This is a genomic window from Paenibacillus farraposensis (assembly GCF_020736845.1).
In the GTDB taxonomy this organism is placed as follows: domain Bacteria; phylum Bacillota; class Bacilli; order Paenibacillales; family Paenibacillaceae; genus Paenibacillus; species Paenibacillus farraposensis.
On record NZ_JAFFQR010000112.1, the window covers coordinates 731823 to 755515 of the forward strand.

A 23693-nucleotide genomic window follows, 5' to 3' on the forward strand; every position below is an offset into this window, starting at 1 on the left:
GTCAAACCTCCCACTTAATCTTTCTCTGAACTTCTAAATATACAGAAAATGGTATTTGTTCTTTAAGCTTAATGTCGCCAAATTCTTGCTGTAAGTAAGACTCGGCCAAACATTCTAAATGCTCGTCCGTTAATACGCTCAAACCAGTTAAGTTCTTAGCCATAACAGGCTTCTTACGGCGCCACCACATACCTATCAACTCCCTTTGATAGATTCAGCCTGCAACCTTGCCATCATGGACAATCGCAACCATACTCCATTCCGCATTACATACAACTCACCATTTATACGTTTGCCGGCTTGGAAGCCTGAAAATAGCATTCTTCATTCTCCTTTCTTAATAGAGACATCATCCAATACCATATTGATTTCCTTACGGTATTCTTCATTTGCATCTCCAAGCAACTGTTTCAGCTTGTCCATGTTTTCGGCTTGGCTTTTAAATCCTTGTGCAGCACAATTATTACCTTTAGATGCATGCACCACGGATTTAGTAGACAAGTCTTCTGCTACAGCTTTAATACCGTCCAGTACGTTCAGCATGTCATCAAAGTCCAGCGTACGAACAAATTGGATAAGTTCACTTTCCTGTTTGCTCAGCTCCATGTTCAAGCACCCTCCTTGAATTTATTGATAAAGTAAATTTGACCTTTACCCGTAATTTTGGTTGTCCGTGTGATCTTGGAACCTTCACTGGAACTCATTCTCTGCCCCATTTTGATTTCCATGATCTTGAGATCCATCGACCGTTGAGTTGGCATGTTGCGTTCGCTGCCGGATTTAATCAGGTATCCATTTTGCCGCAGCCATTCAAATAACCTAATTTCGCCGACATCAAATCCGTTTTGCTTGAGCAACTTGGCTAAGTCAGCGACAAGAATAGAATCCTTTGAAACCTCCAACGCTTCTGCAAATACTACCTTAGGCTTGTCCTGCTCGATCTTAGCTTGGAGTTTTAAACGTTCCTCGCGTTCTTTCTTTAGCCGTGTAGCAGCTTCAATCAACAAGTCCGGGTTATCAAGTAATTCTGCTGTGGCATACATCCCAGTGCGCCGGATTGATGGAAGTATTTCGTCTGCTACCTTGGTTTGGAATGCTTCTGCAACATCGTTCTTCGCTTTCATCGCCAAACGGTAAAAGATGTTTTCAGGTATAAAACCTGCGTGCCCACTTGTGGGCATGAACCCGAACTCAGATAAATAGTTATTTACTCGTTCCCAACGAACTACTGTGTTCCCACTCCCGGCTGTTCTTACAAATCCGAGACCACGAGCAGTATCTTCTAAATTCAATTGCACTGTTCCGTTTTCGTCGGTGAATCCTCTAACACCATGGATAGTTACTAATTGAGTCATACAGCAGCCTCCTTCCTATTCATCTTCGTCACGATTTCGTCCGAATGATTGACGTAAATTTTCGCGACGACTTGGTGCAATCTTATCCACGCCTTATCAGACATACCAGCCGGTTTACCAACAGGGACCTTAATTTCTTCTGGCATATGCAACCCCCTTAACTTACTCTTTGGATTAATTCAATGAGTTCCTTAGGTAAGACTTGTTTTATCGCAGCCACTCTTAATTCTCCAGCGTCTATGCCGAGTACTTGAGCCAAAATGATATTGAGTTCGTCTTTTGCAGGTGGATGCTTCCCATTCTGCATCTTGCTCAAAATTGCTGGATCGAGCTTAAAACCAAATCTATTCACACGGCGACAAATCTGAGCAAGTGACAAATCAGCGTTTTTTATTGCACTCTTTAACATTGTTGAATAAGACATATCTTCACCTCCTTGCTCATTCGTAAATAATCATTTACGTCTTGATAAACAAATCATAAATCCGATCATGGTTAGTGTCAATAAATATTTACTCTACAAATAAAAAAATCGTTGAATATTTAATCAACAACGTGGTAATATTAGTATCAAATAATGATGAGGCGGTGTAATGGTGCGGTATTCAGAATTGTTAAGCAAGTACATTGAAGAAAGTGGTCTAACCATGGCAGATATAGCCAAAATGATCAATGAAAAAGGTGTGAAAATCGAACGTTCTTACATATCTATGCTTAAAAACAACAAGACCAAGAATCCAGCATCTGAAGAAATTAACATAGCTATTGCAGAAGTTACTGGTGGCGATAAAGAACAATTATTGATGGCGGCATACTTGGATAGAGCACCAGAGAAAATTAAAAAAGTATTCGACAATATGGAAAGTGTAAATTCGTTTCTTGATGGATTTTTGGTCAACAACAAGATAATTCTTGACCAAGACTATCTGAAGGAATGTTTAGACGAATCAGAAAATACCACATTTGAAATAAGCAATATTCCAATCTCAGAATTAATTAAATTAATGAGTTTTGAAGAAAAGTTAGAAGTTTTAAAGGTGTTCATTGAAGATGCAATGAACCAGAATAAATCATTTGATAAGTATTTGAAGGATATTAACGAAGTGAATCCTGAATTAAAAGCCAATATAATACCCTTTGACTCTGGAACTATGCTTCGCGTCCCTGTGCTTGGCAAGATAGCCGCTGGTACGCCAATAGACAGAATTGAAAATGTTGAGAATTATACTCTTATCGACCCATACATTTTGCGGGGGAAAGATGGATTTGCATTAGAAGTCCAAGGCGACAGCATGACGGGTGACAGGATCTATTCTGGTGATTTGGTTATAGTCGCTAAACAAGACGAAGTGTCCCCTCATGAAATAGCTGTAGTTACTGTGAACGATAATGACGTAACTTTGAAAAGAGTACGACGTGAGGGGGATGTGTGTTTGTTAATCCCTTCTAACCCAACGATGCAGCCAAGTTTAGTCCCGGCAGATAAAGTTAAAATCATCGGCAAAGTAGTTGAGGTAAAATTTTGGCCTAAATAAGGAGTGTTATAATGTCAGTATTACCTTTCAAAAAAGCAATACAAGTACATGACGACGGTCGATTTAAAATTAGAGTCGCAATATATATAAGGGTATCAACCAACATGCAAGCAGAAGAAGGATTCAGTTTAGATGGACAGCGATCCAGGTTGACCAGTTTTGCCGATTCTCAAGATTGGGAAATACATGACTTTTATGTTGATGAGGGTAAATCAGCGAAAGACTTGAATAGGCCAGAAATGGAACGCATGTTAAAAGACATGGAAGAACAAAAATTCGATGTTGTATTGGTCTATAAATTAGATAGATTAACGCGATCAGTTGGTGATTTACACAAACTTTTGAAAAAATTCGAAAAATACGACGTGAAATTCAAGTCAGCAACCGAGGTTTTTGATACAACAAATGCTATGGGGAAATTATTTATAACCATAGTGGCTGCTTTGGCTGAGTGGGAACGAGGCACCATTTCCGAGCGCGTACGCTTTGGTATTGAGCAGATGATAGCTGAAGGCAAGCGGCCTGGTGGAATTCTTCCCTATGGATATACACAAGATAGTGAGCCTATAGAAGAAGAGGCGGAAATAATACGCTACGCCCGTAAATTATATATGAGCGGTTTGGGATTCAAATCTGTCGCAATGAGGCTTAATCGAGAAGGTAAACTTCGCAGAGGACAGCTTTGGACGGCTGCGACAGTTGCCTACACGTTGGAAAATCCTTTTTACGCGGGAATACTAAGATTGGGTTCTAAACTCCCAGGCGGAGGGTATGTTAACCATGGGAGAGACGACAGAGTAAAGTGTTTGTACGGTGACGGTGATCATCCTGTTATCTTTACACGTCTGGAATATGAAGAGACAAAAGAGTATATGAAGCGTAGAACCAACGGGGGTTTTAGTCGCATACAGACATACTGGTTTTCTGGTGTACTACGTTGTGGTAGATGCGGAGCCGCTATGTTTGGCAGGTTGTCAAATAAGCGCCAGAAGACAAGTGGAGAAATTAAACGCACTCCTTACTATATTTGCTCTAACAAGCATGCAAATAAGAGTTGTGATATGCCTACTTTTAGACAGGTACATGTTGAACATTTGATGAAAGAGTATATTAAATCTATCAAAATAGATAATGAAACAATCAATAAATTTACGTCAGAATTTGAGAAAGACGCAGGAAGCAAAAATGAAGAAATTAATTCCGTCAAAAACGAATTGAAGAGAATAGCTGAACGACGTGAAAGATGGCAGTTTATGTTCGTTGAAGGTTTAATCTCCAAAGAACAAGTGCGCAAACGTATACAAGAAGAAGATGATGCTGAAGCAAAAATAAGACAAACTTTGGGCAGTCATGTTCACGAAAATTCCAAAGTACCTAAAATAAAAGATCTACTGGAACTTGATCGAATATGGGATATTTCAAACGATGCTGAAAAAAAAGAGTTGATTTATACAATCTTCAATAAAATCGAATTGATGACTGACGAAACAAATGTGAAAGGTGTTAAAAACAGATTCTTCGATGCTAGTTTGGGCGAAGTTCTGTTCAATTGACTACCATTATATATTGTATAGAGATCCATCATGCCCTGTATTCATTGCCTGCAGCATTTCCAACGCCTCACTCCCCCTGACCTCACCTACTACAATCCGGTTGGGTCGCATACGCAAGGAGGAGCGAATCAGATCACGAATCGTAATTTCTCCTTTGCCCTCGGTGTTCGCGTTTCGTGTTTCCATGGAAACCAGGTTAGGAACGGTCACAATTTGCAGCTCTGCCGAATCTTCAATGGTAATAATCCGTTCGGATGACGGGATAAACTGGGATAATGCATTCAGAAAAGTTGTTTTACCAGACCCTGTTCCTCCGCTTATAAAAATGTTGTACTTGCTGCATACCAAGTCCTTAAGCATTGCGGCGGTTTCCCCATCCAGCACACCTAATCGTATCAAGTCATCCATCGTCATAGGGCGTTCGGGAAACTTGCGTATTGTCATGGTTGGTCCCTTGAGGGCGACTGGCGGCAACACAATATTTACGCGTGATCCATCCCTTAAACGAGCATCTACAATGGGTGAAGCTTCATTCACAATTCGATTCACCCCGGCCACAATTATCTGAATCAGATCCTCCAGCCGCTCCTGGGATTCGAATTGGTCGGGTACCCGAATCACCTCACCTGCCCGTTCTACAAAAATCTCCCGGTGACTGTTGATCATAATTTCTGTAACTGTCGGATCATCAATCAATGGCTGAAGCACATCCAGCCCGCGGAACGAATTGTAAATTTTACGGACGAGTGTATGCTTCTCTCGGGAAGTTAAGCCCGCCAGCTCTACATCGTGTAAAATTCGATTTTCGATATGCCGGACCAACTCCGTATCCCCTACCGAGGACGTCACGTCCAGCCCGCCGCGGATATCCGCTCGTAGTGCCTTAAACCTTTCCTCATTTATATTCATCAGCCCCTTTGCCCCCTTAAAGGCCAGGAGGCGGACGGCTGTGTGATACTCTCATTCAGCAGCTTACGACATAAATGACGGATTTCCCGCTGATAAATCGGTGAACTAAGCAGCAACTCATGGTGCAGAACCTGTTTCCATGCAGGAATATACGGCAGCGCTCCGTTTAGCTCCATGAAGTCTCGCGGTAATGAGTTGATCATAGCTCCTGTATAACGATTCACCACAAAGCTCGTTTTGGCCAGCATGGCCTCAAATTCCTCTGGCTGCGTTACCTCCAGAACATCCAGCCACAGGCCGCACTTACGCATGCTCATCACATCGTCGGACAGCAGCCAGATCAGCTTATGACTAGCTTCAAGCACTGCTTGAGCCCTGCCACCGATCTCAGATGCACTGTCTACGATCACTACATCATACTGTCCGCTTTTGGCAATCGTCTGAATCAGCTCCACTGCTTCGTCACAGGTCATATCTATTAGTTCCTTGCGGTTATCAACTAGCAAAAAAGTATTGGCCTGAATTTCAGGGCAATGCACACAATAGGAAGCCACAGATAAGGGAAGCCCCTCACCCTTCACCGCCTTGAGATCATAAAGCAGCCTGGACAGCCCTTCTCCTTTTGTACCGTTAGAGCTGCCTGAACCTGTGAACAGCGAGCTTGAATCTACCGTTTCCAGATTCAAATAAAATACCGAGTATCCTTCATTCCCGAGTTGCTTGGACATATTGAGCGCAACTGTTGTCTTGCCCAGTCCACCGCAAGCTGCCACCATGCCAATGATGATTCCGGCTTGCCGGCTGTTCATACTTTGCCGGCTGCATGACCACTGCCTTGCTGTTTCCAAAATGAAACCTGCCAGTTCGGATAAAGGCTGATATTTCAATAAAGGCTGTCCATATTCACCCACTTCTTCCCCCTCGTACAGTACCAAGCAGGGTATATCCGCAGCTTGCCGATCTGTCCACAGACTTAAAAAAGCCGCTTCACCCACCACAACATCCGGTCTTTTCATCCCGTTCATTTCCATCATGTATTGACGAAATGCTTCCGGCTGTGAAAATGCTGTTATCCTCAGCCTTCTGGCATACTCGCTTCCGTGCACATAATTCAACAATGGCTCAATATATTCCCGATTTTCTACAGCCAATACCACTTTTACCGGAATTACGGCGCTCATCCTCCTTTTCAACACAACAACGCAAAAAAGCACCATTCATCCATCCGTACATACATACATACATACGGTGGTGAACGGTGCTTCCGTCACGTGCATACTATTTATTGGTAGAATAGCATAGCACTTATTTTTGAGCAAGTATTTTTTATGCAAATATGATTCCATTTTCTTTTTAGAAGAAAAAGGCGGGGATATTACTTCCCGCCTCTGCTGGCTTTATTTTAGAAGAACTTGTGGTGATGATGGCGGTGATGACGATGTTTCCGATGATGGTGACATTTTTTTACAAAAAAGTCTTCATGAAAAAAATGATCATGTTTGACTCTAGGTCTGAACTTAATGACAGTCACCTTAATAATCTTTTTGAAGATACGTTTTTTGGGTCTACGAAAATGACAATGATGTTTAAACATATTCGAATTCGCCTCCATTTCTTTGAGATAGAATATACTATGGAAGCTTTGAACAACCGGAAACCATCATATGACTATTCAAGGATGAATTGAGCAATACACCCATCCCATTCCAAATTGATATCCGGATCGTAGTCCGCTACGATCAGTACATCCATATGACGCGCTTGACGGAGTATTTTCGGTACGATTGCAACCTTGCCCCAGCATTTACTTCGCGAAGACTGTCCCACAATTAGCTGCGTTCCCGTATAACCTTCCACCGGGGCTATCAAAATATCGGCAATTTGGTTCCGGCTGGAAACCACCCGAACTTTGAAGGTTCCTCCCAGACGGTGGGTCAACATTTTCAGCTGTTCCAGACGCGGAGTCAGCCTTTCGGGTATGCTTTCTCCGACATGAACATAAGTTACAATCCACACGGCCTTCAGCCGAAAAGAGATACGGAAGCCACGACGAATCAGCCGTTCAGCATTTTCACTCAGCGTCACGCCTACGAAGATTACCTCTTCCCTTCGCCACGGTCCCCGCAGCGAATCGTGACGATCCCACGATTCCAGCCGTTCATCCACATCATCTGCCAATTCCCTTAGAGCCAACTCACGCAGCGCAATCAGATTACCAAATTTAAAGAAGTGGCTAAGTGCCTGCTCTACCTTGGCAGGATCGTATATTTTGCCATCACGCATGCGCTGCTGTAGCGATTTGGGAGCCACATCCACAAGCTGCACCTCATCGGCCAGACGTATCATATGATCGGGGACAGTCTCTCTCACCCGGATGCCGGTAATTTGCTCTACCGCGTCATTCAAGCTCTCCAGGTGCTGTACATTCATCGTAGATACGACAGAAATGCCCTGATCCAGAATAGTTAATACGTCCTCATAGCGTTTGGATCTCAGACTGCCGGGAACGTTGGTATGTGCCAGCTCATCAATGAGCACCACCTCGGGATTGCGCCTGAGAATGGCCTCGGTGTCCATTTCTTCCAAATGAACACCATGCCGCTCAATAGGCTGGCGAGGAATCATTTCCAGAGCGCCCACTTGTGCCTGCGTTTCTGCTCTCCCATGCGTTTCCAGCAGCCCGATCACAATATCAATCCCACTCTCTAGCAAGTCATTGCCTTCTCTCAGCATCGTGTATGTTTTGCCGACCCCTGGAGCCGCGCCAATGTACACCTTGAGCTTGCCGCGCCGGATTTTGGCCACCTCAGCCTGTGTCTCCTCATCGGTCAAGCGGTGATACGGATCATTATCTCCTTCCTCCTGTCTCATCGTTGGCAAAATCCGCTCCCCTTCCTGTTCGGCTCGATCCGCAATCAGCAGCAGGTCCATGTTTCTCATCCGTTTCAGAATTCCGTTCACCAGCGATCCTCTAATCAGCTCCTCCCATCGGGTCTGGCGAGAATGTCCCATGACAATCCGGGTAACATTATGTGCTACTGCATAATGAATAAGCTGACGAGGCAACTTTCTGCGGGAAAAGTGAGGAATTTCTTCAAATGTTGATCCGATCTTGTCAGCCAGCTGCTCAATGGAGCGCTTGAAGGCTGCTGATTCCTTGGACAGCCTATGCTTTGGACTGACAAAGGAGACCACCAGCATATCTCCACCCAACCGCTTGGCGACCTGCTCCCCTCTGCGAACATAAATAGATCCGTTCCAATGATATTGGACAGGCACCAAAATCCGTTCTGCGACTCCTGACGCCCCGTACAGACCTAATTCCTCCCGGTGCCGCTCCAGTGAGTCGTTCACATCCTCTGCCACCAATCGAAGCGCCAGCTCCCGCAGTTTCCCCAGATTTCCCCGGTGAAACATTTCAGGATTGGGCGCATGCATATACCCTTTCGCCATTCGCTCTAAAATCGTCTCTGGTGTGACATCAATCAGACGGATTTCATCCGCCAGCTCCAGTGTATCGACCGGAACTGTAGATGCCGCTTCAATCCCTGTCAGCTGGTACACCCACTCCGTAATCCCCTCGAGTTCATAGACATTGACCGTCGTAATGACGCTAATCCCCAGCTCCAGCAAATATTGAATATCCTCCAGCCTGGTTGAAAATGGAGCTCCCGCCCGGTTACGGTGGGCCAAATGGTCTACCAGTACCACTTCGGGATTGCGTTTCACCAAAGCTTCCACATTCAAATCTTTTTGCTTCACACCATCCTGCATCCAATGAATACTGGGCACTCGCTCCAACGTGCCGACCTGTTCCACAGTTTCACGGCGCTGCATGGTCGAGACCGCACAAATCACTACATCTATGCCTTCCTGCTGAAGCGATTGGCCTTCCTGAAGCATATGGTACGTTTTGCCCGAACCGCTGACCGCACCAATATAAATTTTAAGCCTGCCCCGGTGCAGTTTATGAATGGAATCCAGTATTTCCTCGGGTGATTTACGCTTGAAGCTCTCCAATTTTATTCCTCCCCGCCACACAACAGCTCATTTTCGTCCATGCAATTCTGGTTTTAATGAATGTACTCCCGTGTTGCAGACAATTCAAGTTGAACCCGCGGCTTGCCACGAAAAAGGCGGCCCAAGCCAGTATACTTGCAAAAAAGCGTGAATCCAGACACTATTTGCTCATCAGCACGTTTTTTGCGGGATCTTATTATAATTGTTTCCTATGAATCACTTGCGATCCTCACAGGCTAATCCCCGCTACTAAGCCTTGTTTGCGCAATTCTGAGAGGCAGGCTTCCGCGTTACCTGATTTCATAATCCCCATAACCTCCACATGATCACCGCCGACCTTGCCGACAATAACATAGATCATGCCGATCGTCGCTGTAGCCTTTTTTTGGGTCCAGCCTCTCTCCCGGTTCCCTGCTTAGCATCGATGCATAAACACTTTTTTTATGCTATTAACCAAATTTTATATATTAAAACTTTCTTGATAAAATATAATCTTTTTCTTTCTGTCATATCATTCGATTTTTGTCCTCTGAATATGTAATATATAGAAGATATCCAAACGTCAAATAAAAGTATGTATATTAAAGAAGGTGCAAATCATGAAACAAACAGGAAACAACCTTGGTTGGGACCAACATCGGCAGCATCGTATTCAGCCATTCCTGCGCGTTTTTGCGCTGCTGTTCTGCCTGTCTACCCTTACCTCCTGTGCTCGGGGGGATATTCATGTCGTTGTTCATCTCGACCGGAGTATCGATATGGATGCATCGTTCAGTGTGAATAATCAGACGCTGGTGATGTTGGACAATCCGGGGCTGCTGGATCAATTAGCCAAGCGTATTCAAAGCAACAATGTGGACGTGCAGCCGCTAGCTGAGCAAGGCAGAAAGGGGTATCACATCAAGGGGCATTATCAAGGAGATTGGAGCACCAACGGAAAAAATCCCAATCAAGGATTCAATCTGCCTGAGGGATTAAAAATCAAACGCGTTGTGACCCAACATTTTTTTACTACGAATTATGATCTTACGATGAACCTGGATCTGCCACAGATGCTTCCTGAAGAAGCCAGGGGACTGAGTGACAAATTTAAGAATATGAATGTGTTCGCGCGTAAATTACTGGAGCGGCAGCTTGATCTTAACTTTAGCCTGTCCCTGCCCATTGAGCCGGCAGCCAGCAATGCGGACAGTGTATCCCAAGACGGAAAAACACTGCGTTGGGATATCGCCCCCTTGGAATCCAATGAGCTAAAATTATCCATCAACGTACCAAATTTACGACATATCTTGTATGTAGCTATTGCAGGCTTGATACTGATAGCAGCCATTATAATATGGCTGATCCGCAGACATCACTCTAAAAGGAAGCCCGATCCCTCTGCATCTTAAATCCTTAGCAGCTAAAAAAATCGTTGCCGAATCTCTGGTGGGGGGATCTCACATTGATCCTCTTCATCTTTTCCAAACCAGCGGTACCGGTTACGTGCCACCCAGTTATAGGCAGCATCACGCACAACGCAGGGAACCAGGACGAAAACATAAACCAGCGGGTACGGAAAACGAAGACATCTGGCTATCCGCAAGGCCGCAGTTGACCTGGTATAATACGTGCCGTCTTCAATCAGGACGAATGTATCCAGCTGATTTGCTGATAATCCTCCTGTACGCAAAAGCCTTTGTCCTTCCTCTGATTGCAGGGACCCAAAGTGGAATATTCCCTCGGGATCACGCTTGATAATGAAGCGGACCGCACCCTGACAAAAATGGCATACCCCATCTACGAGCACAATCGAATGATCCAAATGCTCAGACTGCTTCATAATGCATTCACCTCCATAAGATCAACTATACAAATACAATCAACCATATACATATAACAAAAAAACGCCGAAATCATTCGACGCTTGTTTAAAAATGTATAGACTTTGAACCGTTCGAAAACTAGCTCAATGCCTTCTCATACAACTGTTTGGCATGAATCTGCTCTGCAATCTCTCCCTCAAACTGATCCATGCACTTGCAGATAAAATCCTTATGGCATACCGGGCAAGGCGTCGTTAGCAGTCGACTAATATTCGTCAAAGTCCACTCCGGTTTACGTTGAGAAAAAACGCGGCATTCCGTTCCATCAGCCAAACTCATTTTAAATTCATATAGTCCTTCTTTTTCGTTGCTGCCAGCCAGCGTGAAATTAACAATATTCGGTCTGTAAGACATCATATCACCCGTATTTTCAAATTTGTTCCGTACCTGATGACCAGAAAAATCACCTAAGCAATCTTAATGAATTTTGGCGATGATGTCAAATGGTCGGTATTTCGCAGGAATCTATCGTCATATCAATTATGCTTTCCTTCTCGTATGTACTTTAAACAAACTGCACAAAATGAATCATTTTAATCAAAATTACTTTAAAAATATGATGAATTTGCTTAACCGCACAAAAGTTGCACTAGACAAAAACTATTGTGTGTGTACAATGGAGATAGTGCAATTGTCATGTTACTAATACTATATTTCATCATGAATAAAGAAGGTGGAGCGTATGAAAAGTATAAAGGGCAACTTGGCGGAAATCGCTTCACTGTCGGAAGCGAAGCGCTCCTTGAGTGTCCCTAAGGATGGCACCTGGTTTCGGAAGTTTCTTGCCTTTGCCGGACCCGGTTATATGATTGCTGTCGGCTATATGGACCCAGGCAACTGGGCCACAGACATAGCAGGTGGATCGAAATTTGGCTACACACTACTTAGTGTCATTCTGGTCTCTAACCTGATGGCTATCCTGTTGCAAGCCTTATCCGGCAAGCTTGGCATTGCCACAGGTAAAGATTTGGCACAAATGTGCCGCGATGCCTATAGTCGTCCCGTCGCAGTCGGCTTGTGGTTTTTATGCGAAATTGCCATTGCAGCCATGGATTTGGCCGAAGTCATCGGTTCAGCCATTGCACTGAAGCTGTTGTTCGGTCTACCACTGCTGTATGGTGTTATCATTACTGCATTTGATGTCATGCTCATTTTATTGCTGCAAAACAAAGGTTTTCGGGCTTTGGAAACATTGGTCATTGTGCTAATGGCGACGATTGCAGGGTGCTTTGGCATCAATCTCATATTGGGACAGCCATCATGGAGCGGTGTGTTCGGCGGATTTGTGCCTGATTCACAAATTTTGACCAACCCAAGCATGCTGTATATCGCTATCGGTATTATGGGCGCTACCGTAATGCCCCACAACCTGTATCTGCATTCATCCATTGTACAAACTCGCAAATTTGAGCAGACTTCAGCAGGTAAACGAGAAGCTATCAAATTTGCAACCTGGGATTCCAGTATCGCGCTTATGTTTGCTCTATGTATTAATGCTGCCATTTTGATCGTGGCAGCAGCGGTGTTCCATAGCGCCGGTAGAACAGATGTGGCAGAAATCAGCGACGCCTACTATCTGCTGTCGCCTCTGCTGGGAACCACACTCGCAAGCATTCTATTCGGCGTGGCATTACTTGCCTCGGGTCAGAATTCGACCGTAACGGGTACGTTAGCTGGACAGATCGTTATGGAAGGCTTTCTCAACCTTCGTCTCTCACCTTGGCTGCGCCGCCTGGTGACCCGGCTCATTGCTATCATTCCAGCGGTAATCGTCACTGCGATCGCCGGTGAAAAAGGAGCGGAAGAGCTGCTTGTACTGAGTCAGGTCATTTTGTCCATCCAGCTGCCCTTTGCCATCATCCCACTATTGCTCTTTACAAGTGATCCAAAGCACATGGGTGAATTCGCCAACAAAATGTGGCAAAAAGTATTAACCTGGATCGTGACAGCTATCATTATTGTCTTGAATGTGATCCTTATTATTCAGACGATTTCAGGTTAAGCATCCGATCGACAACCCCTTATACCAAAAAAAGGTATCCCTTTAGCCAAAAAAGCGGCGGCGGGATACCTTTTTTTACATTCTATACTCAACGCTTGGCAGGCGCTGCCTCCAGCTCCGCTTCAAGCGCGAGGTTCAGCTTGAGCACGTTCACACGCGGTTCTCCGAATACTCCGCCACTGCGACCCTCGGTTAGCGCCTCCACCATTGCTTTCAGCTGATCCTGCGGGATGCCCGTCAGGCGGCTTATACGCGGGATTTGCACCTGAGCTGCCTGTGGCGAGATATGCGGGTCTAGACCTGAGCCGGAGTTTGTAATCAGGTCCACCGGAACCTGACTAATCGGCACATCCGGATTCTGCTTCTGCCAAACCGCAATGGAATCCTGAATCCGCTGTATCAAGGCCGGATTCGACGGGGCATAGTTGCTTGAGCCTGAACCAGCCCCGTTATAGTCAACGCTCGATACCCGGCCCTGGAATAGCGCCGGATTCGTGAAGGATTGCCCGATCAGCTCAGAGCCAATCACCTGTCCCTTCGTATCCCGCAGCATACTGCCGTCCGCCTGCTGCGGGAACAATACCTGTGCGACTCCTGTGCTGACCAGCGGGTAAGCCAAGCCGCACAAGAGGATCATCAGCACCGAGGTTCGCAGGGCAACTGCAATGACCGCGCTTCCTCGCATCTCCTGTATCTCCGGTTGTCCCCCCGCCTCAGTCTCCGGCTTTGCAAGCTGATTATTGTCTCGTCCGGCAGAGCCGGCTTTTTCGTGTGCAGCATATTTGCGCCCAGACATCATTCGATAAAAGCTACTCATATGACTCACCCTTTCCGTCCACTGTATCTGAAATGCATCCTCATCCAGGCTGCTTAAATCCACAAATGCACCAGCAAATCAATGGCCTTGATGCCGACAAACGGCACCACCATACCGCCTAAACCATAAATCAGCAGGTTCCGTCCGAGCAGACGGTCCGAGCTCATCGGCTTATACTTTACCCCCCTCATGGCCAGCGGAATCAGGAGCGGAATAATAACCGCGTTAAAGATCAGCGCCGACAAAATAGCTGACAGCGGGGAGCCAAGTCCCATGACATTCAAAGCGCCCATTTGCGGAATGGCCAGCATGAACATCGCCGGGATAATGGCAAAATATTTGGCAACATCATTCGCGATGCTAAACGTTGTCAGCGCGCCGCGTGTCATGAGCAGTTGCTTGCCGATCGCGACCACCTCGATAATTTTGGACGGATCGGAGTCCAGATCCACCATATTGGCCGCTTCCTTGGCCGCGACCGTCCCGCTATTCATGGCGAGACCGACATCTGCCTGGGCCAGCGCAGGCGCATCATTGGTGCCGTCACCGGTCATGGCCACCAGCTTGCCCTGTTCCTGCTCACGGCGAATAACCGCTATTTTATCTTCCGGTTTGCTTTCAGCTACAAAATCGTCCACACCTGCTTCACGTGCAATGGTAGCAGCGGTGAGCGGATTGTCCCCGGTACACATAATCGTACGAATACCCATTTCCCGGAGCTGGTCAAACCGCTCCTTCATGCCTGGCTTCACTGTATCCTTCAAATAAATAATGCCGTATATCTGATCATCCAGCGCGACTGCCAGCGGCGTACCTCCTTCAGAGGCGACCTGGTTTGCTTTTTCCTCCAGATCGGCTGGAACATGGCCTTTTTGCGATATGATCCATTGCCGAACAGAATCCACCGCTCCCTTGCGTACCTTTCGGCCATCGGCCAGATCCATACCACTCATCCGGGTTTCCGCCTTGAACTCGATAAAGGTTCCGCCTGTCGCAAGGGTTTCTTCCAGCGTATATTCCTGCTTGCGCATCAATTCCAGTACCGAGCGTCCCTCAGGCGTCTCATCCTTTATGGAACTCATCGCTGCCCATTTCACTAGCTCTGCCTTTTCCACGTTCCCTACGGGCACGAATTCACTAGCCATCCGGTTCCCGAAGGTGATTGTACCTGTTTTGTCGAGAATCATCGTGTTGATGTCCCCGGATGCTTCCACCGCCTTGCCTGACATTGCCAGCACATTAAACTGGGTAACCCGGTCCATACCGGCAATCCCAATCGCGGAAAGCAGCCCACCAATCGTGGTCGGAATCAGGCAAACCAGCAACGAAATCAATACCGGAACAGGCAAATCAATGTTAAAATGACGGGCAATCGGGGCCAGCGTGACCACTACGATCAAAAAAATAATCGTCAAGCTGATCAACAGCGTGTTCAGTGCAATTTCATTCGGCGTTTTTTGCCGCTTTGCCCCTTCCACGAGCGAAATCATTTTATCAATAAACGTCTCGCCTGGTTCTGTCGTAATCCGCACCTTGACTCGGTCGCTCACTACCCGCGTACCACCGGTTACCGAGCAAAAGTCACCGCCCGATTCCTTGATGACCGGAGCCGATTCCCCTGTTATCGCTGATTCATCCACCGAGGCCAGTCCTTCAATAACCTCACCGTCACCCGGAATCATCTCGCCCTGGGAGACCACTACAATATCGCCTTTGCGCAGCTCTGTTGAGTTAACTACCTGAATGTTATTCCCGACAAGCTTGTTGGCTTTTGTATCCTGCTTGGATTTTTTCAACGAGGCAGCCTGCGCCTTCCCCCGTCCCTCCGCGAGCGCTTCGGCAAAATTAGCAAAAAGCAGCGTGAACAGCAGAATAACAAAAACAGCCAGATTAAAGCCCATTTCCTTCCCGGTCCCAAAATAACCGGGAAACAGCAGCATCAACAGCACGACCAGTGTACCGATCTCCACGACAAACATGACGGGATTTTTCATCATGATCATCGGATTTAATTTTATAAAACTATCCTTGACCGCATGCTTCAAGATGCTTCTGTCCAGCATGCGTTTACGTTGTTCCTTCATGATCAAGCACCTCGTTCATCCATTCTCATGTTCTTCATACATCTTTACATGGTCAAAAATTCGGCAACAGGCCCCAAAACGATTACAGGTAAAAAGGTCAATGCACCAATCAAGAGCACTACTCCGATCAGAATAGCCCCAAACAGCTTATTGTCCGTGCGAAGTGTGCCCATCGTCACTGGGGTCGGCGCTTTGGCATTCAACGAAGCCGCTACAGCCAGCAGTGCAATCATAGACACATATCGTCCAAAGAACATAACAACCCCTGTTGTGACGTTCCAAAACACGTTGTTATCCGCAAGACCTTCAAATCCCGAACCGTTATTTGCCGCAGATGATGCATATTCATAGAGCACCTGAGTCAACCCGTGATATCCGGGGTTTGAGACCGCATCATATCCCCAATGACTCATAAAGGCGAGCGCAGTCGGGGCTAGAATGAGAAACGGATGCACTAAAATGGCAATCGCGATCAGCTTCATTTCCTTGCCTTCAATTTTTCTCCCCATAAACTCCGGCGTTCTTCCGACCATCAATCCGCATATGAACACACCCAGAATCGCATACATCAGCATATTCATCAGCCCGACACCTTTACCGCCGAAAATGACGTTGAGCATCATTTCTCCCAAAGCGGCCATACCACCCAGCGGGGTTAGTGTGTCATGCATATTATTGACCGAACCGGTCGTCGCCGCTGTCGTCACCGCAGTGAATAATGCCGATTGCCCAATGCCAAAGCGCACCTCTTTTCCTTCCATACTTCCTTGAGAAGCATCCACACCCAGCGCCTGTATCAGCGGATTCCCCGCCTTTTCAGACACGTACGTAATGGATAGAAAAATGAGGAACAATACCATCATCGAGCTAAAAATAACCCAGCCCTGCTTGCGATTACGGGCAAACAATCCGAAAGTATACGGCAGCGAAGCCGGCATCACCCACATCGCCAAAATTTCCAGCACGTTCGTCCAGGGACTTGGATTCTCAAAAGGATGTGCAGAATTGGCTCCTGCATAACCACCCCCGTTGGTACCGAGATGCTTGATGGACTCCAATGAAGCAATAGGTCCCAAAGCAATCTGCTGCTGAGTTCCGCTCAGCGTCGTAATATTCGCCGTAGGCTGCAGTGTCTGCGGTACTTTTAATCCAACCAGCACCAGTGTCAGCACAAAGGCCAGCGGCAGAAAAATCCGGGTAACCGATTTGATAAAATCCTGAAAGAAGTTCCCGAGCCCTTCGCCGCGCCGCGTAACTCCTCTCATAAAAGCCGCAGCAACAGCAAGCCCGGAAGCCGCCGACGTGAACATCATCATCGTGACAAACGCCATCTGTGTCAGATACGTAAGTCCGCTTTCTCCACTGTAATGCTGGAGATTCGTATTGGTCATAAAGCTGATTACCGAGTTAAAGGCCAAGGTCGCTTCCATATTGCTATTTCCAGCCGGGTTACCGGGAAGCATTCCTTGCAAGCGCAGCAGCACATAACTGATGATCACAAGCACGACATTGGTAGCAAGAAAGCTCATAACGTACGTAGTCCAGCGCATATTTTTCGGCTGCTTCAAGCCTACAATCTTATAAATCAGCTTTTCCGTTCCAGCAAAAATCCGATCCGTCCAATTTGATTCATTCGAGAACACATGATACATATAAGTGCCTACCGGCTTTACCAAGAGCAGCAATACGACAATCACAAGTCCAATTTGCAGCAGCTCCATCCTCTATTCCTCCTCCGAAATGCTCCTGCGTGTAGAACAACAGACGGGATCTGGACCGCCAATCGAGTGCACACGTTTGCGTTAAGCTCGCCGCCTCTGCTGCCTGATCCTTGATCTGCTGTTCCTGTCTGCTTTATCACTTAGCTGATTAGAACTTTTCAGGGTTCAGGAGCGCGTAAATTAAATACACAAGCACAACAGCTGTAAGCCCAAGGACAACAATCATACTCTTCGTCCTCCTCTGGAGGTCTGCGCATCACACCAGCGTACAAATAGCAGTATCGTCCCATAACTCACAGCCATCACGAGCAGCATGTATAGATCCATCATGTTCATACCCTCCCGTATCGCTTCTCTAATCGTTATTTTTAGTCCAACATCCATATAAAACTACTATGTTTAAGCGCTTATCCGTTCAGCAGAAAACCCACCTCTCCATTCAATGTGTAGATCACATGGTCCGCTCCCAATCCCCGATAAATTCCTTGTGGATTACAGCCGTGCGTAATGACATAGACCAAATCTGATGTCAGTGGCCGACATATTTGCAGGAAACGGCAAGTCAGATTCATGCTGTTTTCGAACAAATACACGCTGCCGATTTCTTTTTTGGGAAAATTCCATTTTCCCGTTTGCATCGTATTGATGCGTACAATATGCTCCACGCCCATTTTTTTGAGCTGTCGTTCCTCCTGAGCGCTATTGGTGAGTACCGCAAACGCCAGTTTTTTGAACATGAGCAATTTCACAAAACTTCTGCCCGCTTCATTCGGTGCAGTGACAATGATTAACCGACCTTCCATCTGTAACTCCTCTCCCGGTATAAAAAGACAACAAAAAAGAAGCCAAAGGAAAAAGGCTTTTCCTCCGGCTTCTTACATATCCATGATCAAATAAACCATGGCTACACGGCGGTTTGTTGCCTCTCCCTGTACGCTTACGAGGTTAGCTGTCGGATTCGGACGTGAGAGTCGCCCTATTTCCGGCACTTGGCCGAAAAATTCACCCCATAGGACTACGGCTTCCAAAGCCGTATACATCCCGATTGGTTCCCCCGCTTTTGCTACTGCAAAATTCAGCGATTAGATAATTTGTTGCTTGTTCATTCTTGTTAATTTGAAATTACGTCTTGAATCATACACCCGCACGAGGAGCACTGTAAAGCTCACCTACAGGGTTATAAATCGGTCTTTAGAGCACAAAGTGTCAATAATAACGCTTACAATTCAAATATGCTTCTCCCATCTCCTTAAAGCTCTGTTTTTTACCTCTTTTTGAAAATGACAGGCATGTCAATATTGGCGTAAGAGAAGAAACACCGCAATTCGCTCCATTTACAGCGCGATTTGCCATTTTGAGCAAAATACGATTTTACAAAATCAAATGAATGCTAATTACATCTATTGCAAACTTGCCATTTCTTTATTAATTGTTTACAATTTGATTGTAAAATATCTGATAAGGAGAGATACGATGGACATTTATGAATATGCCGCCACGTCCCTGCAGGGGAAAGAGATTCCATTGTCCATTTATGAAGGAAAAGTTTTGCTTATCGTGAACACGGCCAGCAAATGTGGACTAACCCCTCAATATAAAGCGCTGCAGGAGTTGTACGACCATTACCATGAACAGGGGCTTGAAATTTTGGGGTTCCCAAGCAACCAATTTGCCAAGCAAGAACCGGGTTCCAGCGAGGAGATTGCGGAGTTTTGCCAGCTCAATTACGGAGTCAGCTTCCCGATGTTCGCCAAGACGGATGTTAATGGAGATCAGGCACACCCTTTATTTCGATATCTTACCAGTACAGCTCCAGGGGTATTAGGCTCCAAAGCGATCAAGTGGAATTTTACGAAATTCTTAATCACACGGAAAGGCAACGTATTTAAGCGCTATGCACCGCAAACAACGCCGGATAAGCTGGCGGGAGATATTAAAAAGCTTTTGCAGGAAAAATGAGACTTATGAATACAAAAAGAATCATTCCGAATACAAAAAAAGGCATCCTTCACGCAAAACGTGTCAGGATGCTTTTTTGCAGTTCTGTCTCACCTATTATGCGGTCGAGAGGACTCGAACCTCCACGGGCGTACGCCCACTACCCCCTCAAGATAGCGTGTCTGCCATTCCACCACGACCGCAAATCATAATGTTTTGAGGCAACAGATTTATTATACTACCTTAGCTTGTATTTGTAAACCCAAATATAATAATTTTTTTCCGTGTTACTTTTCATAACAAATCGAAGTTATAGAAATATTCAATTTGACATTCCAGGCTTATAAATGTGAATATATATTACATAAAATATTAAAAAGACTCGTTAGATACAACTTGAATGTCAATCAATATAACAAAAAATCTCATTTAAGGAGGTGAACTCCCCTGAACAATGGCAACCGCTTGCTGAATTATGCATTACTGTTGGACCCTTCCCTGCCCGTCGGCGGCTTTACCCGTTCTTATGGATTGGAGGAGTTGTTCCGTAATGGACGATTGACATGCCTGCAAGACCTGGTGCATTACATGAGGGACGTCTTGTATACCCAATTCACAGCCTTGGATGGCATGGCTATCAAAAGCCTGTATGCCGCCATTCAGCAGGAGGACGGCTGGCGCATGGCTCTTATTGATAAGATGCTGCACACCCAGCGTTCGTCTCTACAGCACACGCAAGAGTCACGTCTATCCGGTCAGCGCCTGATCAAGCTAGCTAAAGCTCTTTATCCTTGGCTTGAATTTGATCAGCTTGAGGAGAGCCTCATTCAGTACAGCGCAACTGGCACGCTCGCTACCGTTCATACCTGGATCAACTTCCTCCTGGGAAATGATATGGAGCAGACGATTCACGGCTATCTTGCCGCAGTGGTGTCCTTTTGTGTCGAGGATGCTTCCAAGCTGCTGAATACACCTTACGAGGAAAAGAATCCTTTCATCGAGCGTACGACCAGCGAACTGCTCACCGTCTGGACAACGCTCAATGCGCCTGAGCCAGCCGCATTTCAGCACGAGCTGCTTTACAGGCATTGGTCCAGCTCCTACATCACTCAACCCCCTTATTGGACTCGCAAGAGTCAATCGGATGAAGTGAGGCCGTTTTCCGCGCCTGGCTTATCCAAGCGCCTTCCGGCATCCCCCTAATGGTTGCGTCCACCATCCGGCCGCAGCACGAAAAGCACTCTTCCACTTTCTTCAAGCGGCAGAGTGCTTTTTCCCTAACATACATACTTCCACACCGTGGCAGGCTCTAGACGGACGATCCAAGCCATCTATAACTTATTCAAGTAATTATTTTGATAAAATAACGCATTTACGATTGTAAAAACACGCATAAAAGTGTATCATGGTTTCAGATGGTTAATTCTAACATGTTTACTGATGATTATTATAACACACCAATTATTCTGCAAAAATCCGTAAGGGGCGATTTCTCTTGAACAACAAAATGCCTGTCACCTCCTTCGGGTGGGCCATCAAACAACGGCTTGTCGAACTTCGAATGGATCAGAAAACATTTTGCGAAGAACACAACATTCCGCCTTCACGTTTATCCAATCTGATTCATGGCACCCGCAGAGCACATAGGTACAGAAAAAAAGTTGCTGCAATTCTGAACATTGACGATAACGATTATAAGGAGGCATCAATACTATAAAATTAACAATATAAGAAGTCCAGTTGCATAAATAGCAATCTAACCCCATATACCCTAAATAAACTCGTAATTCGAACCCGCCAGTCCGTTTTACGGGTTTTCATTCTGGGTATTTAACGAGGAGATCATTCTGGCTTTGCTTTGTTATTCTCATTTTTTTGCTTACGGTATTTCGCAAATTCAACATATTCCAAAATAAAATTCTGTTCATCTGCATTCAGATCTTCTACCTGGCAATCCAATGGCCCCATCACCCCAAAAAAATAAGCAGCCTTTTGTTCCTGAAGGACACCTTCCCCCGGCTTGATCCCTTTCATTAACCAGTCGAGCGAAACGTTAAAAAAGTCGGAAATCTGAATTAAATGCGCCGTACCAGGCGTCGTCTTTCCTCTTCTCCAATCGCCGAGATTTCCTGAACTGATTTTAAGCTTTTCACAAAATGCCTTCTTGGTCATGCCCCGATCCTTAATCAAAGCTTCAATCCGCTGATAAATCGTTTGATCTCCCAAAATACTTCCCCTCCAACACCGTAACTTTCACTATTGAAACCTCATTTCAAGCCTACTCATTCTTACTTAAGCAAGATCATTCGATCAGAAGACGCTTGCTGGGTTTATGCAAAATGCTCACTTATTCAGGTGATTTTTCGTCAAAACTCAAAAAACATTATTCAATAGTGGAATTGCTCTGATTTTTCTCTTTACGAAAACGAGTAAATTCAATATACTCAAGTATAAAATCCTTTTCTGCCTTACCAAGCGATTCCCCCTGGCAATTCAGTTGCCCTGAAGCTCCAAAAAAATAAAGGTCCTTCGACTCCTTCAAGGCCTCACCCTGCACCTCTCGTCCCAGCATAATCCAATCCAGACTGGCATTAAAAAACGAAGCGATCTCAATGAGTTTATTCGTGCCCGGCGTCGTTTTTCCTCTTTTCCAATCTCCAAAGTTGCCCGTACTAATCCCCAACTGCTCGCAAAACGCTTTTTTGGTCATTCCCCGTTCCTTGATAAGTTGCTCAATACGTTGGTAAATAGATTGCATAGAAGTTCCTTCCTCCCTAGCAGGCTCTCTATTAACGATATCATGTCCCCTGGTTCCATTTCAAAGATCACATGTGCCCCAATTGCCGAATTATGTATGTTGGCTTTTATTATACCACATTATACAACAAAAACCGCCTGTTTTCCGAAGAAAACGGCGGCGCCCCCAGTCATCTTGTGTATACCAATTACGGAGTGGAGTTGTCGATTTTAAGTAAAATCTGCTTCAATTCATTCAACGCTTCACTCAGGCGCAATAAATCCTCTTCCGGCAAGAACACCAGTCTCTCCTGGATTTTACCGGAAAATACATGAAATACCTGTTCACAAAAAGCATCGCCCTCTTCAGTAATGGCCACGTTTACGACTCTGCGATCCGAGTCACAGGACTGGCGATCAGCCAGCCCATGCTCCACCAGCTTGTCCAAAAGAGGAGTCATGTTCGGACGTGAAACATTAAGCTGTTTGGACAAATCCGATACCGTTGACGAGCGTACCTCGCGCAGCAGCAATAAAACCTGAAAGTTATTAGGCGATAAATGTAATGGGAAATCGAGCGGACCGTAGGTGAAAAACTTCTTCTTCACAATCGGAAACAAGCCCAAAATATTTTCTGATATATTTCCTAACAGTTGAGTGTCCATAATTTTTCACCGTCACTTCGTAAGTTTATACTTATCATTTTATAACATTATGTCGTTATATTATACTATTTAATCATTATTTCATTAGAATGATTACTTTTTTTGCATCACTACGCAAACAAAAAAAGCCTCTACTGCGAGAGACTTTTCCGTTCATTCCATTGATGCGGTCGAGAGGACTCGAACCTCCACGAGCGTACGCTCACTACCCCCTCAAGATAGCGTGTCTGCCATTCCACCACGACCGCATAACAAAATATAAATGGTGAGCCATGAAGGACTCGAACCTTCGACACCCTGATTAAAAGTCAGGTGCTCTACCAACTGAGCTAATGGCTCATGCTGTTCATCCAAGCTGTCCGCCATTAGACCAGACCTCAGGAATACCCCTTAAGCATGCAACATGTAATCTATCAAGACAACAATGACCCGTAGGGGATTCGAACCCCTGTTACCTCCGTGAAAGGGAGGTGTCTTAACCCCTTGACCAACG

26 protein-coding genes, 3 tRNA genes, 1 pseudogene and 1 riboswitch are annotated in these 23693 nt (G+C 45.6%); of the genes and pseudogenes, 8 read left to right on the top strand and 22 right to left on the bottom strand.

All coding sequences use genetic code 11. From position 1 onward, the window contains the following. Position 1: 1 nt before the first annotated feature. From JO375_RS22155 to JO375_RS22175, 5 genes are all read right to left on the bottom strand, one after another. Positions 2-190 carry a hypothetical protein gene (locus JO375_RS22155; protein WP_229526489.1) on the bottom strand — a complete coding sequence of 63 codons (189 nt, stop codon included), beginning with the start codon at positions 188-190 and terminating at the stop codon, positions 2-4. A 134-nt stretch (positions 191-324) separates the two neighbouring features. Further along, positions 325-606 carry a hypothetical protein gene (locus JO375_RS22160; protein ID WP_229526490.1) on the bottom strand — a complete coding sequence of 94 codons (282 nt, stop codon included), beginning with the start codon at positions 604-606 and terminating at the stop codon, positions 325-327. Positions 607-608: 2 nt separating this feature from the next. Further along, positions 609-1355, bottom strand: a complete 747-nt coding sequence (locus JO375_RS22165; protein ID WP_229526491.1) for a phage antirepressor KilAC domain-containing protein — start codon at positions 1353-1355, stop codon at positions 609-611. Further along, positions 1352-1501, bottom strand: coding sequence for a hypothetical protein (locus JO375_RS22170; RefSeq protein WP_229526492.1), 150 nt, complete (start codon positions 1499-1501; stop codon positions 1352-1354). Before JO375_RS22170 ends, JO375_RS22165 begins: the two co-directional genes overlap by 4 nt. Positions 1502-1512: 11 nt before the next feature. Beyond that, on the bottom strand, positions 1513-1779 hold the full coding sequence (locus tag JO375_RS22175) for an XRE family transcriptional regulator (RefSeq protein ID WP_229526493.1): 267 nt from the start codon (positions 1777-1779) through the stop codon (positions 1513-1515). A gap of 223 nt (positions 1780-2002) precedes the next feature. Here JO375_RS22175 and JO375_RS22180 point away from each other — a divergent pair, with 223 nt between their 5' ends. Further along, a complete protein-coding gene (locus JO375_RS22180) occupies positions 2003-2890 on the top strand; it encodes a LexA family protein (RefSeq protein ID WP_229526494.1) in 888 nt (295 codons plus the stop codon). An 11-nt stretch (positions 2891-2901) separates the two neighbouring features. Beyond that, on the top strand, positions 2902-4443 hold the full coding sequence (locus tag JO375_RS22185; protein WP_229526495.1) for a recombinase family protein: 1542 nt from the start codon (positions 2902-2904) through the stop codon (positions 4441-4443). 18 nt (positions 4444-4461) lie between these two features. On the opposite strand, the pseudogene JO375_RS22190 reads toward JO375_RS22185, so the two are convergent. Both JO375_RS22190 and JO375_RS22195 read right to left on the bottom strand, forming a co-directional pair. Further along, a pseudogene (locus JO375_RS22190) lies at positions 4462-5346 on the bottom strand (CpaF family protein); the annotation flags it as partial. 5 nt (positions 5347-5351) lie between these two features. Next, on the bottom strand, positions 5352-6533 hold the full coding sequence (locus tag JO375_RS22195) for an AAA family ATPase (RefSeq protein ID WP_229526496.1): 1182 nt from the start codon (positions 6531-6533) through the stop codon (positions 5352-5354). Positions 6534-6663: 130 nt separating this feature from the next. Here JO375_RS22195 and JO375_RS22200 point away from each other — a divergent pair, with 130 nt between their 5' ends. Beyond that, positions 6664-6855 carry a hypothetical protein gene (locus JO375_RS22200; protein ID WP_229526497.1) on the top strand — a complete coding sequence of 64 codons (192 nt, stop codon included), beginning with the start codon at positions 6664-6666 and terminating at the stop codon, positions 6853-6855. A gap of 165 nt (positions 6856-7020) precedes the next feature. Here JO375_RS22200 and JO375_RS22205 read toward each other — a convergent pair whose 3' ends face one another. Beyond that, on the bottom strand, positions 7021-9372 hold the full coding sequence (locus JO375_RS22205) for a histidine kinase (protein WP_229526498.1): 2352 nt from the start codon (positions 9370-9372) through the stop codon (positions 7021-7023). 229 nt (positions 9373-9601) lie between these two features. Further along, positions 9602-9733: a hypothetical protein gene (locus JO375_RS24665; RefSeq protein ID WP_267497801.1), complete on the bottom strand. Its 132-nt coding sequence runs from the start codon at positions 9731-9733 to the stop codon at positions 9602-9604. A gap of 238 nt (positions 9734-9971) precedes the next feature. Here JO375_RS24665 and JO375_RS22210 point away from each other — a divergent pair, with 238 nt between their 5' ends. Continuing rightward, positions 9972-10763: a DUF3153 domain-containing protein gene (locus JO375_RS22210; protein WP_229526499.1), complete on the top strand. Its 792-nt coding sequence runs from the start codon at positions 9972-9974 to the stop codon at positions 10761-10763. 11 nt (positions 10764-10774) lie between these two features. Here the strand turns inward: JO375_RS22210 and JO375_RS22215 are convergent, their stop codons facing one another. After that, on the bottom strand, positions 10775-11194 hold the full coding sequence (locus JO375_RS22215) for a thiol-disulfide oxidoreductase DCC family protein (RefSeq protein WP_229526500.1): 420 nt from the start codon (positions 11192-11194) through the stop codon (positions 10775-10777). Between the two features lie 121 nt (positions 11195-11315). After that, on the bottom strand, positions 11316-11591 hold the full coding sequence (locus JO375_RS22220) for a hypothetical protein (protein WP_229526501.1): 276 nt from the start codon (positions 11589-11591) through the stop codon (positions 11316-11318). Between the two features lie 328 nt (positions 11592-11919). On the opposite strand from JO375_RS22220, the gene JO375_RS22225 reads away from it, so the two are divergent. Continuing rightward, entirely contained in the window at positions 11920-13239 is a 1320-nt protein-coding gene (locus JO375_RS22225) for an Nramp family divalent metal transporter (protein WP_229526502.1), read from the top strand. An 88-nt stretch (positions 13240-13327) separates the two neighbouring features. Here the strand turns inward: JO375_RS22225 and kdpC are convergent, their stop codons facing one another. The 5 genes from kdpC to JO375_RS22245 form a co-directional block, all read right to left on the bottom strand. Then, a complete protein-coding gene (kdpC, locus tag JO375_RS22230) occupies positions 13328-14056 on the bottom strand; it encodes a potassium-transporting ATPase subunit KdpC (RefSeq protein WP_229526903.1) in 729 nt (242 codons plus the stop codon). Between the two features lie 53 nt (positions 14057-14109). Beyond that, entirely contained in the window at positions 14110-16140 is a 2031-nt protein-coding gene (gene kdpB, locus JO375_RS22235) for a potassium-transporting ATPase subunit KdpB (RefSeq protein ID WP_229526503.1), read from the bottom strand. A 44-nt stretch (positions 16141-16184) separates the two neighbouring features. Next, positions 16185-17861 carry a potassium-transporting ATPase subunit KdpA gene (gene kdpA, locus JO375_RS22240; protein ID WP_229526504.1) on the bottom strand — a complete coding sequence of 559 codons (1677 nt, stop codon included), beginning with the start codon at positions 17859-17861 and terminating at the stop codon, positions 16185-16187. A gap of 148 nt (positions 17862-18009) precedes the next feature. Next, positions 18010-18087, bottom strand: a complete 78-nt coding sequence (locus JO375_RS25185; RefSeq protein WP_377531938.1) for a potassium-transporting ATPase subunit F — start codon at positions 18085-18087, stop codon at positions 18010-18012. Positions 18088-18268: 181 nt separating this feature from the next. After that, positions 18269-18664 carry a hypothetical protein gene (locus JO375_RS22245; RefSeq protein WP_229526505.1) on the bottom strand — a complete coding sequence of 132 codons (396 nt, stop codon included), beginning with the start codon at positions 18662-18664 and terminating at the stop codon, positions 18269-18271. A 115-nt stretch (positions 18665-18779) separates the two neighbouring features. Continuing rightward, positions 18780-18952, bottom strand: a riboswitch (cyclic di-AMP (ydaO/yuaA leader). 382 nt (positions 18953-19334) lie between these two features. On the opposite strand from JO375_RS22245, the gene JO375_RS22255 reads away from it, so the two are divergent. Beyond that, entirely contained in the window at positions 19335-19820 is a 486-nt protein-coding gene (locus JO375_RS22255; RefSeq protein ID WP_229526507.1) for a glutathione peroxidase, read from the top strand. A gap of 99 nt (positions 19821-19919) precedes the next feature. On the opposite strand, the gene JO375_RS22260 is transcribed toward JO375_RS22255, so the two are convergent. Continuing rightward, a tRNA-Leu gene (locus JO375_RS22260) sits at positions 19920-20002 on the bottom strand. A 262-nt stretch (positions 20003-20264) separates the two neighbouring features. Between JO375_RS22260 and JO375_RS22265 the strand changes: the two genes are divergently transcribed. Together JO375_RS22265 and JO375_RS22270 are read left to right on the top strand one after the other, a co-directional pair. Beyond that, the gene (locus tag JO375_RS22265) at positions 20265-21002 is read left to right on the top strand and encodes an urease accessory protein UreF (protein WP_229526508.1); all 738 of its coding nucleotides are present in this window, start codon (positions 20265-20267) and stop codon (positions 21000-21002) included. Positions 21003-21294: 292 nt separating this feature from the next. Beyond that, positions 21295-21516, top strand: coding sequence for an XRE family transcriptional regulator (locus tag JO375_RS22270; RefSeq protein WP_229526509.1), 222 nt, complete (start codon positions 21295-21297; stop codon positions 21514-21516). A gap of 125 nt (positions 21517-21641) precedes the next feature. Here the strand turns inward: JO375_RS22270 and JO375_RS22275 are convergent, their stop codons facing one another. From JO375_RS22275 to JO375_RS22295, 5 genes are all read right to left on the bottom strand, one after another. Continuing rightward, positions 21642-22025, bottom strand: coding sequence for a helix-turn-helix domain-containing protein (locus tag JO375_RS22275; protein ID WP_229526510.1), 384 nt, complete (start codon positions 22023-22025; stop codon positions 21642-21644). Positions 22026-22182: 157 nt separating this feature from the next. After that, the gene (locus JO375_RS22280; protein ID WP_229526511.1) at positions 22183-22557 is read right to left on the bottom strand and encodes a helix-turn-helix domain-containing protein; all 375 of its coding nucleotides are present in this window, start codon (positions 22555-22557) and stop codon (positions 22183-22185) included. Positions 22558-22744: 187 nt separating this feature from the next. Next, positions 22745-23200, bottom strand: a complete 456-nt coding sequence (locus JO375_RS22285) for a MarR family winged helix-turn-helix transcriptional regulator (RefSeq protein WP_229526512.1) — start codon at positions 23198-23200, stop codon at positions 22745-22747. Between the two features lie 165 nt (positions 23201-23365). Next, a tRNA-Leu gene (locus tag JO375_RS22290) sits at positions 23366-23448 on the bottom strand. Between the two features lie 15 nt (positions 23449-23463). After that, positions 23464-23539, bottom strand: a tRNA-Lys gene (locus JO375_RS22295). Between the last annotated feature and the right edge of the window lie 154 nt (positions 23540-23693).

Bases quoted from the DNA above. Each gene is read 5' to 3' on its own strand.
- kdpC (WP_229526903.1), bottom strand. From the start codon at position 14,056: ATGAGTAGCTTTTATCGAATGATGTCTGGGCGCAAATATGCTGCACAC.
- JO375_RS24665 (WP_267497801.1), bottom strand. From the start codon at position 9,733: ATGATCTATGTTATTGTCGGCAAGGTCGGCGGTGATCATGTGGAGGTT.
- JO375_RS22280 (WP_229526511.1), bottom strand. From the start codon at position 22,557: ATGCAATCTATTTACCAACGTATTGAGCAACTTATCAAGGAACGGGGA.
- JO375_RS22215 (WP_229526500.1), bottom strand. From the start codon at position 11,194: ATGAAGCAGTCTGAGCATTTGGATCATTCGATTGTGCTCGTAGATGGG.
- JO375_RS22220 (WP_229526501.1), bottom strand. From the start codon at position 11,591: ATGTCTTACAGACCGAATATTGTTAATTTCACGCTGGCTGGCAGCAAC.
- JO375_RS22195 (WP_229526496.1), bottom strand. From the start codon at position 6,533: ATGAGCGCCGTAATTCCGGTAAAAGTGGTATTGGCTGTAGAAAATCGG.
- JO375_RS22170 (WP_229526492.1), bottom strand. From the start codon at position 1,501: ATGCCAGAAGAAATTAAGGTCCCTGTTGGTAAACCGGCTGGTATGTCT.
- JO375_RS22210 (WP_229526499.1), top strand. From the start codon at position 9,972: ATGAAACAAACAGGAAACAACCTTGGTTGGGACCAACATCGGCAGCAT.
- JO375_RS22185 (WP_229526495.1), top strand. From the start codon at position 2,902: ATGTCAGTATTACCTTTCAAAAAAGCAATACAAGTACATGACGACGGT.
- JO375_RS22255 (WP_229526507.1), top strand. From the start codon at position 19,335: ATGGACATTTATGAATATGCCGCCACGTCCCTGCAGGGGAAAGAGATT.
- JO375_RS22160 (WP_229526490.1), bottom strand. From the start codon at position 606: ATGGAGCTGAGCAAACAGGAAAGTGAACTTATCCAATTTGTTCGTACG.
- kdpA (WP_229526504.1), bottom strand. From the start codon at position 17,861: ATGGAGCTGCTGCAAATTGGACTTGTGATTGTCGTATTGCTGCTCTTG.
- JO375_RS22175 (WP_229526493.1), bottom strand. From the start codon at position 1,779: ATGTCTTATTCAACAATGTTAAAGAGTGCAATAAAAAACGCTGATTTG.
- kdpB (WP_229526503.1), bottom strand. From the start codon at position 16,140: ATGAAGGAACAACGTAAACGCATGCTGGACAGAAGCATCTTGAAGCAT.
- JO375_RS22245 (WP_229526505.1), bottom strand. From the start codon at position 18,664: ATGGAAGGTCGGTTAATCATTGTCACTGCACCGAATGAAGCGGGCAGA.
- JO375_RS22285 (WP_229526512.1), bottom strand. From the start codon at position 23,200: ATGGACACTCAACTGTTAGGAAATATATCAGAAAATATTTTGGGCTTG.
- JO375_RS22180 (WP_229526494.1), top strand. From the start codon at position 2,003: ATGGCAGATATAGCCAAAATGATCAATGAAAAAGGTGTGAAAATCGAA.
- JO375_RS22225 (WP_229526502.1), top strand. From the start codon at position 11,920: ATGAAAAGTATAAAGGGCAACTTGGCGGAAATCGCTTCACTGTCGGAA.
- JO375_RS22155 (WP_229526489.1), bottom strand. From the start codon at position 190: ATGTGGTGGCGCCGTAAGAAGCCTGTTATGGCTAAGAACTTAACTGGT.
- JO375_RS22165 (WP_229526491.1), bottom strand. From the start codon at position 1,355: ATGACTCAATTAGTAACTATCCATGGTGTTAGAGGATTCACCGACGAA.
- JO375_RS25185 (WP_377531938.1), bottom strand. From the start codon at position 18,087: ATGATTGTTGTCCTTGGGCTTACAGCTGTTGTGCTTGTGTATTTAATT.